The organism is Pseudomonas syringae pv. coryli str. NCPPB 4273, assembly GCF_000972175.1.
Taxonomy (GTDB): Bacteria; Pseudomonadota; Gammaproteobacteria; order Pseudomonadales; family Pseudomonadaceae; genus Aquipseudomonas; species Aquipseudomonas syringae.
Map to the genome: position 1 here is coordinate 107263 of NZ_AWQP01000037.1, position 14543 is coordinate 121805.

A 14543-nucleotide genomic window follows, 5' to 3' on the forward strand; every position below is an offset into this window, starting at 1 on the left:
GGTCATATCACTGTGAAATCAAGGCTGACAAGGCGGTATGCCTGCGCTTACTGCGACTTTCGGCGGCTTGTGCGGCCTCGGTCTGCTGTGTATCTTGATCAGCCTTTCGGCCTATTGGCCTGATTCATTTTTTAGATTGGCCCCCGAGGCGAATCCGATGATTTCACTATAAAAAATTTGAGGAGCATGACGATGCGCGTGATTCTGCTGGGAGCTCCCGGGGCCGGTAAAGGTACTCAGGCAAAATTCATCACTGAAAAGTTCGGCATCCCGCAGGTTTCGACAGGCGACATGCTGCGCGCTGCAGTCAAGGCTGAAACCGAGCTGGGCCTGAAGGCGAAGAGCGTCATGGACTCGGGCGGTCTGGTTTCCGATGACCTGATCATCGGTCTGATCAAGGACCGTCTGGCCGAGCCCGACTGCGCGAACGGCGTGCTGTTCGATGGCTTCCCGCGCACCATTCCACAGGCCGAAGCCCTGTTGAAAGCCGGTCTGGAAATCGATCATGTGCTGGAAATCGCCGTCGATGACGAAGAAATCGTCAAGCGCATGTCCGGCCGCCGGGTTCACGAAGGTTCCGGGCGCATCTACCACACCATCTTCAATCCGCCGAAGGTTGAAGGCATTGATGATGTGACCGGCGAACCGCTGCTGCAGCGCAAGGATGACGTCGAAGAGACCGTGCGTCATCGCCTGTCGGTGTATCACGCCCAGACCAAGCCGCTGGTCGAGTTCTACAGCAATCTGGAAGCGAAGAACGGCAAGCCCAAGTGCAGCCATATTCCGGGCGTCGGCTCGGTTGGGGACATCACTGCAAAAGTACTGGAAGCCCTGAGCTGAGGCTTGCAGGCTGAACAATAAATGGCCCGCTTGCGGGCCATTTGTCATTTATACTGCTGCACTTTTTCACATTGACCACAACGGAAACACCGATGACCACCTTGCTGGCCCTGGACACCGCCACTGAAGCCTGCTCGGTCGCTTTGCTGCATGACGGCAAGGTGCTGAGCCACTACGAGGTGATCCCGCGCCTGCACGCCCAGCGGCTGCTGCCGATGATCAAAAGCCTGATGGCCGAGGCGGGCATTGCCATGTCGGCGCTGGACGCCATTGCTTTCGGGCGCGGTCCCGGTGCGTTCACCGGCGTGCGCATTGCCATCGGCGTCGTGCAAGGCCTGGCATTCGCCCTGGAACGTCCGGTGCTGCCGGTGTCGAACCTCGCCGTACTGGCGCAGCGCGCGCATCGCGAGCACGGCGTGTCGCAAGTGGCATCGGCCATCGATGCACGCATGGACGAGGTGTACTGGGGCTGCTATCACGAGACCGCTGGCGAGATGCGTCTGTTGGGCGACGAAGCTGTAATGGCGCCCGAATTGGCCGCGCTGCCTGCGCATGCCGGCGGGCAATGGTTTGGTGCCGGTACGGGCTGGGGCTACGCAGAGCGTATGCCGGTCAGCCTGGTGGGCCAGGATGCAGCCATGCTGCCCCACGCGCAGGATCTGTTAACGCTGGCGACCTTCGCCTGGCACCGCGGCGAAGCCCTGCCTGCAGATGACGCTCAGCCGGTTTACCTGCGTGACAAGGTGGCTACGCCGAAGGCACGTTGACTGAATGGGGCAGAGCTTGCACAAAAGGCTGCCGCGTTTCGGGAAAATGTCTTTCAGTCATCGCCAACCGGTCAGCCAGTGCTGGAAAATGTCAGTTTGCCATCTACCGTTTATCGTCTGAATGGTCTTTAATCTCATTTGGCGATAACAAGTTGCAAGATATGTGGTCTAGTTATCGTTACGCAATTTGCGAACTACAAGGCAGCAACGCTAAATTGCCACTATCGACGCCGAGTACATAATCGATGCGCATAGACGGAACCTCATCACGCTCGTATCCCATCAAGCGAAAGCCGCAGAAAACGCCTTCGACTGTCGAAGGTTCTTTTGAGGAAGTCGTAGTTGATGCCGAGCTGCCGCCGCCTCCAGCGCGCGCTCGCCGTGAAACGGGTGATTCAACGATTGGCAGCACTGCCAACGTCCCTGCGCGTCCGCAAGACATCATTTTCCCGCGCTCCATGAGCTCTCGTGTCGCCCACGCACTGGCTAGCTATATGGCCACTGCCAGTTTTGTCGATTGGGACCTTGAAGTATCGGGGCTCGATCTGCACGTTTGATTGTGTCTCGCCTGCCTTACTACGTCGGTTGTCCGTCATGGAGTGAAAACGCCTGGCGCGATTCGCTGTACCCCGAAGATGCCCGCCCCAATGATTTCCTGAATCTCTACACTCAGGTATTCAACGCTGTCGAAGGCAACACTACGTTCTATGCCCGTCCCGCCGCCACCACGGTGCAGCGCTGGGCAGAAACAATGCCCGTCGATTTTCGCTTCACCGCCAAATTCCATAAAGACATCAGCCACAACGGTGATCTTCGTGAGCAGGTGGGCGCTGCTGAGGAATTCATTCGGCTGCTTGCGCCTCTGGGCGGTCGCATCGCGCCGTTCTGGCTGCAGTTGCCCGCCAGCTTCACACCGCAGCGTCTGGCCGAACTGGCCGGTTTTCTCGACGAGCTCAACGTGCCGCTGGCCGTGGAAGTGCGCAATATGGCGTTTTTCATGAAGGGTGACGAAGAGCGCATACTCAATCGCCTGTTGCTGGACCGAGGCGTCGAGCGCATCTGCCTCGATTCCCGGGCATTGTTCAGCTGTGTATCGACTGATCCTGCAGTCCTGCACGCTCAATCGAAAAAGCCCAAGGTGCCGCCTCGTCCGGCTGCGCTGACCCTGTTTCCCCAAGTGCGCTTCATCGGCGGTCCGGACCTGGAGGCCAACGATCAGTTTCTGCTGCAGTGGGTTGAGAAGGTCGCCGTGTGGATCGAAGAGGGGCGCACGCCGTATGTGTTCCTGCACACCCCGGACAACATCAGGGCTGCCGAGCAGGCCTTGCGTTTTCATCAGCAACTGATGGCGCGATTGCCTGGCTTGCCGGCATTGTTCGAGCTGGATCGCGGGCCTCAGGTGGAACAGTTGGGCTTGCTCTGAGGTCTTCCAGGTGTGGGCTGATGAAGTCCGACCTTGTGGAGAGCCCGCTTATGGATTCGCAACTGCGCTGTTTTGCCCCTGTTTGTAAACGCGTCATCCGATTCGCACCTGTTGCCCGGTCCAAGGGTTGAGCATGCGCGTGCTGCTGGTATTCCTGCTGCTCTGTGCAATGGCTGCGTTCGCGGTCTGGCGTGGCTGGGTCGATGTACCCGAGCGCTGGAACCCATGGGCGCCACTGGATGTGCGGGCCGAGCCCAACTTTCTGACGGCTTACAAGCTGTCGCGATTGCAGAATGATCCCGCACTGTGCGATCAGGTGCTGGGTTCGTCTGGGTTGCGTTTCAGTCGCCAGGCCGACAGTGATCCTTCTGCTCGTTGTCCTCTGGAAAATACCCTGCGTATTCAGGGGGGAGACGTGGCGCTGAGCAGCAGCTTTCTGGCCAGTTGCCCGTTGGCGGTCGCCTATGCGCTGTTTGATATCCATACATTGCAACCTGCCGCTCAGGCCGTTTTCGGCCAGCGCGTAGCGCGGATCGATCACTTGGGCAGCTTTGCCTGCCGCAACATCTACAACCGCGCCAACGCTCGGCTCAGCCAGCACGCCACAGCCAATGCGCTGGACATGGCAGGTTTTCGCCTGGCAGACGGTCAGCGCATCGGTGTGCTCAAGGATTGGGGCGACGAAGGGGACAAGGGGCGTTTTCTGAGGCTGTTACGTGACGGTGCCTGCAAAAACTTCAGCACGGTGCTCGGGCCGGAGTACAACGCGGCACATCGCGATCATTTTCACGTCGACATGGGGCGCTGGTCGGTGTGCAGGTAAGCGTTCGGGGCTTATGCCGCCATCCGCAGGTTTTGCAGGATCAGTGGGCGTGCCCAGCCGTTCTCATAGTCGAACTGGCGCTGTTGGGCGGCAATGGTCTGCTCATCCAGCGGCTGGGCAGGCTTGTCGGCCAGTTCCCATTCGAATTCGGCAATCGGCAGATGCAGCGGGCGTGGCTGCGGGCCAGGGCCTGGGTTGACGCTATCGTCATAAGGGTTCAGAACGGTAGGGCGTACCCAGTGACTCTCGAATTCCAGATGGCGTTGCTGTTCGATCATTTCAGCCATGCTGAACGGCTCGGCAGGCGGAGGCAGCAGATCAAGGTCGAACTCGGCAATCGGAAGGAACAGCGGCTCTGGAGGCTTGACCTCGGTGTCGGTGACCGGGCAGGTACGTTGTTCGACGATCTTGCTCAGGGTTTTTGCGCCAGCGACCGGTTCGCCTGTTTCTACATCCACCTCGACAGCCGTCGGGTGCACGGGTACTGAAGCGCTTTCACTGACCTGATCCGCCATCGCCCGGGCAAATGCATCCGACCACAGCTGCGTCACACCACCCAGTGTGCGGCTGTTGCGTACGCTAAAGTCGCCTGAGTGCGACAAATAGCCGATGGATGATTGAACAATCTCTGACATAGCGATCAGTACTGGCCTTGGGTCTGGCAAAATGCCGGATACTTGGTTATCGGCAGAGTTTGCCGATCATTAACAATTTTTGAGTGTGTAAGCGCAATGATTGAGCAGCAAGCAGGCAGTCGTATCCGGGTCGAAGCCCTGGCCGTTGGCGAACAGGAGCAGGCGGCGCAGTGGGCGCAGCGCCTGGGCCTGCCGTTGAGCGATGCGCACGCTGATTTTGCACTGCAACTGACCGACGGCGGGCTGCAATTGCAGCAGTTGGGCGATGATGCTCCGGGCGCCGTACGGGTCGATTTTGTCGAGGGCGCGGTGGCTCATCGGCGGTTGTTCGGCGGCGGGACCGGGCAGATGATTGCCAAGGCGGTCGGTATTCAGCCGGGCATTCGCCCCAGCGTGCTGGACGCAACGGCAGGTCTTGGCAAGGATGCATTCGTGCTGGCAAGTTTGGGCTGCGACATGAGCCTGATCGAGCGTCAGCCGATTATCGCTGCATTGCTGGAGGACGGTCTGGCCCGCGGGCGCGGTGATCGTGACGTCGGCTCCATCATTGCCAGGATGCGCCTGTTGACCGGCAACTCGATCGACATCATCCGCGCCTGGACAGGGGAGCCGCCCCAGGTGATTTACCTGGACCCGATGTTCCCGCACCGGGAAAAGACCGCCCTGGTGAAAAAGGAAATGCGTCTGTTCCGGCCGCTGGTCGGTGATGACATGGACGCGCCAGCGTTGCTGGAAGCCGCACTGGCGCTTGCCACCCACCGCGTGGTGGTCAAACGCCCGCGCAAGGCCCCCTGTATCGACGGCCTCAAGCCGGGCTATGCACTGGACGGCAAATCCAGCCGCTACGACATCTACCCGAAGAAGGCCTTGAAGCCCAAGGCAGCCGCAGACGAGAGCGGTGCATAGCGCCTATCGTCGATGGCCCGAGCCCGAATCAAACGCGGATGCGCTTGTGAATACAGGCGCAAACCCCTCACTCAAAGCGCGCCAAAGACCTTCTTCGCCAGGCCTGTAGCGGCAGCAGCAGGGTTGGCGCGAATGCTTTCTTCCTGTTTGGCGATCATTTCGAACAGCCCGTTCAGCGCTTGTTCGGTCACGTAGCCTTCAAGGTTGGCACTTTTGCTGTCAAGCGCGCCAAGCGCCGCCGCCTTGCCGGCAAAGGCGTTGTACTTCTGCGCCAGACCGACCTGATCGGTGGACTTCTTGACGATAGGCAGGAACTTGGCGCGGATCTGCTCGCGGCTGGTGCTGCTCAGGTACTGGGTGGCCGAGTCCTTGCCGCCGCTGAGAATGGCCTTGGCGTCGGTAACGCTCATCTTTTTCACGGCATCTACAAGCAGCGCCTGAGCTTGAGGCACGGCGGCTTCGGCGGCCTGGTTCATGCTGGTTTCCAGCTGATCGACCTGAGTGCCCATGCCGAGCATTTTCATCTTTTTCGCGATCTGGCCGAGTTTGCCCGGCAGCTCGATGCGCACCTCTTCATTTTTGCTGAAGCCGCCGGGAACGCCGAGCTGTTTGACAGCAACTTGTGCGCCCTGAGTCAGGGCATCCTTGAGCCCACCGGTTGCGTCCGATTGCGAGAGATCGCTCAGCGACAGGGCGAAGACGTTGGCCGACAGCAGAAGGCCAGCGCACAGGCCGGCCAGGGAGAACGAAAAACGAGGCATGAGAGCGTCCTTGTTGAAGTGGGTTCTGACCTGAACCCGGATCGATAGTGGTGCGGTGCGTGATCAAGCGTATCAGGAAGTCGCGACAGGCACTCGCACCCGTGAGCGATGGACGTCAACTGATGTCGAGGAGGATGAAGCCTTGTGACACGACAACGGCGCGTTGAGGCGCGCCGTTGAAGGGAGCAATCAGTGTTGAACGGATTAGCCGGCTGCCTGAATGACCTTGATCAGCAGGCCTTTCTGGTCTTCTTTGGTCAGCTCGACCGAATGAACGGTATCGTTGATCCATATCAGCGTGCCGTTGTGTTCGATTCGTGCCGACAGGGCATAGCTGTGGCCCTGCACGGGATAGCGGTCGGCGGCGTAGTTCAGTTCAAACGGCAGCGGCACCTGGTGAGTAATCTCTGTTTCGCTGACATCGATGACATGGGCCGGTGCGTCAGCAAGGCTGATGTCACTCAGGGCGACAATCAGCTTGCAGCCCGTTGGCAACGCAATACGTGGCAGGTAATAAACTTCACCCTGAAGGCTTACTAGGGGTTCGCTGGACATTTCAATTTCCTTATTTGATTAAGTACCAGTCATTGGTACAGACCAAACCCTAGCAGGGGCCAGAGAGCAGAAAACAGCTGTCTGAATGTCCCTGCCAGGTTACGGAAAAGCCCTACGTTTTCTCTTGATCGCTTCCCACGTCCTGCTCCTCTTCATTGCTGTGCAAGGCCACTTGCCGTATCGAAAGACGGATTTCGGCAGGCAATACCCGCTTGGCCGCCCCTTCCGCCAGTTCGCCCAGCATCGGGTGATAGCTCAGCTTGCCGGCACTGTCCTTGCGCAGTACGCCCAGGTCCAGCAGGGTCTGGATGAAGTGCCGGAACAGGCTCTTGTCGAAGAACTCCGGCGCATTGAGGCCGTGCAGAATCGACAGGCGCTGGGCCATGACCGTGCACAGGTCTTCGAGCTGCTCGGGGCTCAGCGTGTTCTGCCCGCTGTTGAGCAACAAGGCAATCGCCATGTAGAAGCGCTGCAGGGTCTGGGCGATGGCCCGCGACAACAGCGTCAGCAAGACGAACTCGCGCGAGCTGGGCTCCGGGCGCACGTAGGCGTCCTTTTTGAAGCGCAACAGACCTTGCTCCACGAACGCAGCCAGCCATTGATCGACCACCTCATCCAGCTCGTTCAGCGGCCAGCGAATGAACAGTTCCGATTGCAGGAACGGGTACAGTGCACGTGTGTAGCGCAGAATCTGTTCGCGGGTCATGCGCGACGAGCTCTGGAAAAAGCTCGCCAGCAGCGAGGGCAGGGCGAAGATGTGCAGGACGTTGTTGCGGTAGTAGGTCATCAACACCGCATTCTGTTCGTTCAGGTACAGAATTTTGCCCAGCGCGTCTTTTTGCTCGGCGAGCAGGTCCATGCCTTTGACATGCTCGATCAGCGAGCGGCCATCACCTTCCGGCAGTGTCGTGTGCGGGGAGTACGGAACGGCGCGCAGCAGGGTCAGGTACAGGTCAAGAACCCGCTCCATGGCCTGATCGTCCAGCGCCAGTCTTTGCGTCGACAATAACGCCACGGCAACCAGGTTCATCGGGTTGACGGCTGCGGCTTCGTTCAGGTGCTGGGCCACACGCTCGCCCAGACGGTGCGTGGTCTCGCTCAGCCATTCGGGGCGAAATTGCGGGTCCAGCTGCTGTTCGCGCCAGTCCGGTTGTTCGCCATCGAGGAACTCGGCCAGTTTGATCGGCGCACCGAAGTTCACCGAGACCTGGCCGAAGCGCTGCTTCAGCGCGCCAATGACTTTGAAGATATCGAAGATCGACTCTTTCTTCTTGGTTGCCCCGCGCAGTTCGCCCAGGTAAGTACGGCCTTCCAGCACACGCTCGTAGCCGATGTACACCGGGATGAAGACGATGGGCATCCGCGAGTTGCGCAGGAAGCTGCGCAGGGTGATGGCGAGCATGCCGGTTTTCGGTTGCAGCATGCGCCCGGTGCGTGAACGGCCGCCTTCGACAAAGTATTCGACCGGAAAGCCCTTGATGAACAGCGTGTGCAGGTACTCGGTGAACACCGCCGTGTACAGCGGGTTGCCCTTGAACGTGCGGCGCATGAAAAATGCCCCGCCACGTCGCAGCAGGCCGCCGACCACAGGCATATTCAGGTTGATGCCGGCGGCGATGTGCGGCGGCGTGAGGCCGTTGCGAAACAGCAGGTAGGAAAGCAGCAGGTAATCGATATGGCTGCGGTGGCAAGGCACATAAATGACTTCATGTCCCGGCGCAACTTCCTGAACGCCTTCGATGTGACTGACCTTGATGCCGTCGTAGATCTTGTTCCAGAACCAGCTGAGCACCACCTCCATGAAACGGATCACCGAATAGGTGTAGTCCGAGGCGATCTCGTTGCCGTAGCTCAGCGCCCGTTCCCGGGCCTTTTCCTGGGTGATATGTTCACGCTCGGCTTCTTCGATAATCGCCTGCTTGACCAGCGGCTCGTCCAGCAGACCTTTGACCACCGTGCGCCGGTGCGAAACGTCCGGGCCGATCACGGCGCTTTTCAGGTTGCGAAAGTGCACGCGCAGCAGACGTTGGGTCATGCGCAGCGTCAGCTCGTAACCTTTGTTTTCACCCACCAGTTCGCGCATGTGAATTGGCGCGGAAAACTGCACGCGGGTCTTGCGGCCCAGAATCAGAATGCTCACCAGACGGCGTAACCGACCGGTCACCGCCCAGCTGTCGGCAAACAGCAGCTTCCAGGCACTGGATTCGCGGTCAGGTGACTGGCCCCAGAACACGCTGACCGGAATGATCTGCGCGTCTTCACCGGGGTTCTGGCTGACGGCTGCGACCACACGCTCCAGCGTCGGGGGCGCACCACGCTTGTCCTGGCGACCGAGCCAGTCGGGGGAGGGTGTCAGGTAAAAGAATGCGGCGGGCTCGATCAGGTTACCGACCGCCACCGACAGCACCGGACGAGGCAGACCGGCTTTGCGGCATTCTGTATCGATCACTGCCAGATCGCTGATCGACGGCGATTGCAGTGCATAGAACACCGGGCGACTGCGGTCCAGATTCAGCGTGAAAGACGATTGATTGATGGTTTCCGAGCGAACCCAGAGATACAACAACCGGCGCAGGGTGCCGAACACAAGACGACGGAATGGGGAGCGGGTCATACGGCTTCTGCTGAGTGAGGGGCGGGCGGCTGCCCTGGATGGGCGCCAGTGTGACGTATCCCGAAGCGATCGGCAAAAGCGCCGGTGCGCCCGCTGAAAGGGTCACGTCTGAATGACCGTTTGCCGAGCCGGGTTTACCTCGCGACGTCACGCATCCGGAACGTCGCGGCGAATAGTCCTACGAGGTTCGCCAGGTAATCTCTTCCTCGCCGTCGGCACTGACGCGTATCCAGCGGTCGGCCGTCTCGTCGCTTTCTTCTTCAACCCAGGTGCCCGGGGCGCAACGTACTTCGACGTTCAAGGCCTTGAATGCGGCGCGGGCGCAGGCGATGTCGTCTTCCCACGGGGTCTGATCGCTGTCCAGATGCAGGCTGTTCCATTTGCCGACCGCTCTGGGCAACCAGGTCACGGCGACAGTGCCCGCTGTGCATTTCCAGGTCTGGCCTTTCTGCTTCCAATCGCTGCAGGAGCCCAGCGCGTCGCCGAGCCACTGGGCGATTGCCTTGTGATCGACGTCTTCGTCTTTCAGGTAAATCTCGATATCGGGTTGGCGCATGGGGGCCTCTGTTGAATGCTTATTGCAGCACGAAATAATCGTAGCGCATGGAAACGGTGACCTTGAAAGGTCCTGGTTGCTCAATGACCGCTGCGCGACGTTCAGCGCTGGCGCGCCAGCCGTGCGGTGTCATGGCCAGCAGATCGGCGCGGGACTGGCCGTCGATCAGCTTCAGCGTGTAGCGCAGGGTTTCGCTGTGTTGCAACTGCATACCTTGCGGCACCAGCGACAGGTGCTTGTCGTCGGCGTAATCGCGCACTTCATCATAGAGCCGCTGACGCAGCTCCATCAGATGCTCATTGGTCGGGCCGACCCGCATCAGTCCGCCGCCTGGGGTCAGCAGGCGCTTGGCTTCCTGCCAGTCCAGCGGGCTGAACACGCTGGCCAGAAACTGGCAACTGGCATCCGGAAGTGGCACACGGGCCATGCTGGCGACCATCCAGGTCAGCGTCGGGTCACGACGGCAGGCACGCTTGACCGCTTCGCGGGAGATGTCCAGCGCATAGCCATCGGCATGGGGCAAGGCTTCGGCAATCTGCGCGGTGTAATAGCCTTCGCCACAGCCGATGTCCAGCCAGTGCGCGGGGGATCGCTCGGCGGCCAGTTCAGCCAGACGCCGGGCTACCGGAGCGTAGTGCCCGGCATTGAGAAAGTCGCGTCGCGCCTCGACCATGGCCTGATTGTCGCCAGGGTCGCGGCTGTTCTTGTGCTGCACCGGCAACAGGTTCAGATAGCCCTGACGGGCTCGGTCGAAGCGATGATTGGCCGGGCACACCACGCCGTTGTCGGCAGTGCTGAGCGGCGCTGAGCAGATCGGGCAGGTCAGCATCAGGCGAGCAACTTGACCAGAGTCTGGTAGTAGATCTCGGTCAGCACATCGAGGTCGCTGGCCAGAATACGTTCGTTGACCTGATGGATCGTTGCGTTGACCGGCCCCAGCTCGACCACTTGCGTGCCGAGGGTGGCGATGAAGCGACCATCGGAGGTTCCGCCGCTGGTTGAGGCTTTAGTCTCACGACCGGTGACGCTTTTGATGCTGGAAGACACGGCGTCCAGCAACGCGCCCGGCTCGGTGAGGAACGGCAGGCCGGACAACGCCCAGTCCACGTGCCAGTCCAGTTCATGCCTGTCGAGGATATCGGCAACGCGCTGCTGCAGGCCTTCGACGGTCGACTCGGTGGAAAAACGGAAGTTGAAGACCGCCACCAGATCGCCGGGGATGACGTTGGTGGCGCCGGTTCCGGCGTTCAGGTTGGAGATCTGGAAGCTGGTCGGCGGGAAGAAGTCGTTGCCGTGGTCCCAATGCTCGGCGGCCAGTTCGGCCAGGGCCGGCGCGGCCAGGTGAATCGGGTTCTTGGCCAGATGCGGGTAAGCCACATGGCCCTGCTTGCCGCGCACCGTCAGCGTAGCCCCCAGCGAACCGCGTCGACCGTTCTTGACCACATCGCCGACCAGCGTGGTGCTCGACGGCTCGCCGACGATGCACCAGTCCAGACGCTCATTACGCGCTGCGAGGCGTTCGACCACGGCTTTGGTGCCGTGATGCGCCGGGCCTTCTTCGTCGCTGGTGATCAGAAATGCCACCGAGCCCTTGTGATCAGGGTGATCGGCGACAAAGCGTTCGGCTGCCACCAGCATGGCAGCCAGGCTGCCTTTCATGTCTGCCGCGCCACGTCCGCAAAGCATGCCGTGCTCGTCGATCAACGCATCGAACGGATCGTTCTGCCAGTTCTGCAGCGGACCGGTCGGAACCACGTCGGTATGACCGGCGAAACACAGTACCGGGCCGTCGGTGGTGCCGTGGGTGGCCCAGAAGTTGTCGACGTCTTCGATACGCATCGGCTCCAGCTTGAAGCCGGCATCGCCCAGGCGCTGCATCATCACGGTCTGGCAATCGGCATCGACCGGCGTCACTGACGGACGGCGGATCAGATCGCAGGCGAGTTGGAGGGTGGGCGAGAGGTCGGCTGGGGCCGTCATGTACAGAACTCCGGTAGCAAGACTTTGGGCGCGAAAAGGCGGACATCTTAAAGCAAAACGACGACCTGAGGCCGTCGTTTATCGTGCCCGCTGGATATGTCAGGCAGTGGATGGGGCGGGGCGGGTTGCGCGAGCGGACAGGATTGTCATGGTAATGGCTGCCAGATAAGGGACTGATTGTGCGAAAAGCATGGCTATCCAGAATCCCAGGTCTGGATCGATGGTCTCTTTTCGGATGCAGAGAAGTATGATCGCAGCCCACCAGAGCACGATCATGCACACATCTTCTGTGGCTTCCCGTACGGCTTGGCCGAACCGGGTGCGTGCAGTCTGCTTTGGCGTGCGAAAAAACGGCAATCCTGATGTGAACAGTGCTGACAACACGGCTTTGCCTATGACGGAATAGAGCGCCGTGCTCGCCAGCATCGCTGCCAGTGCGTCTTTGATGTCTGTATTGGCCAGCCGCTGGTAGAGGGTAAACGCCTTGAATATTCCCAAAACGAACATCAGCAATAATGAGGCCGAAAACAACCAGGGCACCGGTTCAAGCAGGTCGGGCTCAACGATCATTGCCATCGACCACAACAGCACGGCCAGTGCCAGGAAGTAATTGACGCCGCCTGCCATCCACGGCACCCACCCGGCGATAAAGTAATAACGCTGGACAGGCGTCAACGCGGTACCGGTCCCCGCCAGCAAACTTGCTGCATGCCGCTTGAATATCTGCATGGCACCATAGGTCCAGCGGTAGCGCTGTTTTTTAAAGTCCATGAAAGTGTCGGGCATCAACCCTTTGCCGTAACTGATGGCGGCATAGCCGGTAGAAAAGCCGTGCTCCAGTATTCTCAATCCCAGTTCAGCATCCTCGCAGATACACCATTCTGCCCAGCGCAGCCGCTGCAGTACGGATTTGCGAATCAGGGTCATGGTGCCGTGCTGAATGATTGCGTCGTGGTCGTTGCGGATCACCATGCCGATATTGAAGAAAACGCGATACTCGGCCTCGCAATAACGTTTGAACAGACTCTCGTCCCCGTCACGATAATCCTGAGGTACCTGGATGACGGCTATATCCGGGTCCGCAAAGTGCGACACCATATGTTTGAGCCAGTGCCGATGCACGCAATAGTCGGCGTCGATGGCTGCGACTATTCCGGCGTCCTCGGCCGTGTATTCCAGCAGGTAATTCAGTGCGCCGGCCTTGAAGCCGCTTAGCGGATTGACATGAAAGAACCGGAAGTGAGCTCCCAGTTGTCGACAGTACGCCTGGACGGGTTTCCAGACGTTCGGGTCTTGGGTGTTGTTATCGATTACCAGCACTTCAAAGTCCGGATAATCCAGTTTTTGTAATGCGTCGAGAGTCAGCTTCACCATGTCCGGAGGTTCGTTGTAGCAGGGTACATGTATGGAAACCTTGGGCCACGGGCCTGGATAGGCACGTGTTGGCGGAAAGGATCGCGGATTTTCCGCTCCCCAGAACGACTCCAGAAACTCGTAACCCTGTGTGCCCACGACGATCATTATGCCGGTGGCCCATGCCAGAGCAATGGGCAGGGCTATCCATGCGGATAACGGCTGCGCGTAACTCATACCGACCCAGACCAGCACGGCGTACGCCACGGCGCACATTACCGCTGTTGTTCGCCAGGCGTCAGGCCGCAAACCGGCTATTACTCTCGGGATTTCCGACTGCCAACTGGCGCGTGTTTTCACAGGACCCTTCAGTTGCAGCTTCATCTTGCGCTGTGCATCAAACAGGCCCCAGTGCGGCCCTGGCAAACCTTCCGAGGTTTTCCACGGCTGATCGAACGCTTCCATGACAAAGTAGTCGTGGCCGTGCTGTTCGAGCAGAGCGAGCTGATGACGCAGATAGATCGACTGTTCTGCACGATACGTTGTTATACGCCTTCTGAAGTTGCCTTTGCCGGGCCAGCCAACTTCGGAAATGATCAGCGGTTTGTCGGGAAACATCAGCTTCAGTTCGTCAGCCCGCGCAAGTACTCGTGCGCTTGCTTCGGTCACCGGCACAGCCTCTTTGAACGGCAGTATATGAGCGGCTATGAAGTCTGCATGTTCGGCCAGTTCAGGCGTCTCGTGCCATTGCTTCCATCCTTCCGAGGTCGACACCGGAACATCGACATAGCGTCGTGCAGTGCTCATATAGGCAATCAGTTGATCGACGGTGACATCGTTGCGCAGCAGTGCTTCATGCCCGATGAGTAAGCGCTGAACGCTGGAGAATCGATTGGCCAGGTCTACGCCGGTCAGCAAGTCCCGGTCATTATGTTTCTCGTCCCAGGTGATCCATACGCCCAGTGTGACGCTCATGCCCAATGCCTCGGCGATCTCGGGAATACAGGCCAGCGTACCCTCCACTGAATAGGTTCTTATGTGCCGGGTAAAAGGCCGGATCAGCAGCAGGTCTTCGGTGATTTGCTCGCGGGTCGGATAGAGGTGCGTGTACGGACTCTGCCCAGGACGAAAAGGGCTGTATGAGACCCCCGGGATATTTTCAGGCCAGTCCGGAACCTCGCTGGCCATTGTTGTTAATGAATGGGCTGGCCATATGTTTCTCTTGGATAGATTGTCATCCATGTCTGCAATGTGCTCCATGCTTGTTGCGCCGGTGCCGCGAGTTCCCTTCGCGTTGGTTAACCTTAGCCGCCCTCGTTCACTGCCGTTT

General features: G+C 59.5%; 14 protein-coding genes. 6 read left to right on the top strand and 8 right to left on the bottom strand.

Features of this window, described 5'->3' with window-relative positions:
• Positions 1–192: 192 nt before the first annotated feature.
• From adk to P406_RS15970, 5 genes are all read left to right on the top strand, one after another.
• A complete protein-coding gene (gene adk, locus P406_RS15955) occupies positions 193–840 on the top strand; it encodes an adenylate kinase (RefSeq protein WP_046236707.1) in 648 nt (215 codons plus the stop codon).
• A gap of 92 nt (positions 841–932) precedes the next feature.
• Positions 933–1607, top strand: coding sequence for a tRNA (adenosine(37)-N6)-threonylcarbamoyltransferase complex dimerization subunit type 1 TsaB (gene tsaB / locus P406_RS15960; protein WP_046236708.1), 675 nt, complete (start codon positions 933–935; stop codon positions 1605–1607).
• 245 nt (positions 1608–1852) lie between these two features.
• Positions 1853–2164 carry a hypothetical protein gene (locus P406_RS27890; RefSeq protein ID WP_003314268.1) on the top strand — a complete coding sequence of 104 codons (312 nt, stop codon included), beginning with the start codon at positions 1853–1855 and terminating at the stop codon, positions 2162–2164.
• 2 nt (positions 2165–2166) lie between these two features.
• Entirely contained in the window at positions 2167–3030 is an 864-nt protein-coding gene (locus P406_RS15965) for a DUF72 domain-containing protein (RefSeq protein WP_046236771.1), read from the top strand.
• A gap of 133 nt (positions 3031–3163) precedes the next feature.
• A complete protein-coding gene (locus tag P406_RS15970) occupies positions 3164–3853 on the top strand; it encodes an extensin-like domain-containing protein (RefSeq protein WP_003409278.1) in 690 nt (229 codons plus the stop codon).
• A gap of 11 nt (positions 3854–3864) precedes the next feature.
• Here the strand turns inward: P406_RS15970 and P406_RS15975 are convergent, their stop codons facing one another.
• The gene (locus tag P406_RS15975) at positions 3865–4488 is read right to left on the bottom strand and encodes a hypothetical protein (RefSeq protein WP_003415508.1); all 624 of its coding nucleotides are present in this window, start codon (positions 4486–4488) and stop codon (positions 3865–3867) included.
• A 96-nt stretch (positions 4489–4584) separates the two neighbouring features.
• Between P406_RS15975 and P406_RS15980 the strand changes: the two genes are divergently transcribed.
• A complete protein-coding gene (locus P406_RS15980; protein ID WP_046236709.1) occupies positions 4585–5394 on the top strand; it encodes a class I SAM-dependent methyltransferase in 810 nt (269 codons plus the stop codon).
• Between the two features lie 71 nt (positions 5395–5465).
• Here the strand turns inward: P406_RS15980 and P406_RS15985 are convergent, their stop codons facing one another.
• The 7 genes from P406_RS15985 to P406_RS16015 form a co-directional block, all read right to left on the bottom strand.
• Positions 5466–6155, bottom strand: coding sequence for a DUF4197 domain-containing protein (locus tag P406_RS15985; RefSeq protein WP_003409288.1), 690 nt, complete (start codon positions 6153–6155; stop codon positions 5466–5468).
• A 204-nt stretch (positions 6156–6359) separates the two neighbouring features.
• Entirely contained in the window at positions 6360–6710 is a 351-nt protein-coding gene (locus P406_RS15990; RefSeq protein WP_046236710.1) for a YbaY family lipoprotein, read from the bottom strand.
• Between the two features lie 112 nt (positions 6711–6822).
• Positions 6823–9324 (bottom strand): glycerol-3-phosphate 1-O-acyltransferase PlsB, encoded by a 2502-nt coding sequence (gene plsB, locus P406_RS15995; RefSeq protein ID WP_003391119.1) that lies wholly within the window; start codon positions 9322–9324, stop codon positions 6823–6825.
• A gap of 178 nt (positions 9325–9502) precedes the next feature.
• Entirely contained in the window at positions 9503–9880 is a 378-nt protein-coding gene (locus tag P406_RS16000; protein WP_046236711.1) for a hypothetical protein, read from the bottom strand.
• 19 nt (positions 9881–9899) lie between these two features.
• A complete protein-coding gene (locus P406_RS16005; RefSeq protein ID WP_003433405.1) occupies positions 9900–10709 on the bottom strand; it encodes a putative RNA methyltransferase in 810 nt (269 codons plus the stop codon).
• Positions 10709–11860, bottom strand: coding sequence for a succinyl-diaminopimelate desuccinylase (gene dapE / locus P406_RS16010; RefSeq protein WP_003409292.1), 1152 nt, complete (start codon positions 11858–11860; stop codon positions 10709–10711). The genes P406_RS16005 and dapE overlap by 1 nt, the downstream gene beginning before the upstream one ends.
• A 99-nt stretch (positions 11861–11959) precedes the next feature.
• On the bottom strand, positions 11960–14473 hold the full coding sequence (locus P406_RS16015; protein WP_046236712.1) for a glycosyltransferase family 2 protein: 2514 nt from the start codon (positions 14471–14473) through the stop codon (positions 11960–11962).
• Between the last annotated feature and the right edge of the window lie 70 nt (positions 14474–14543).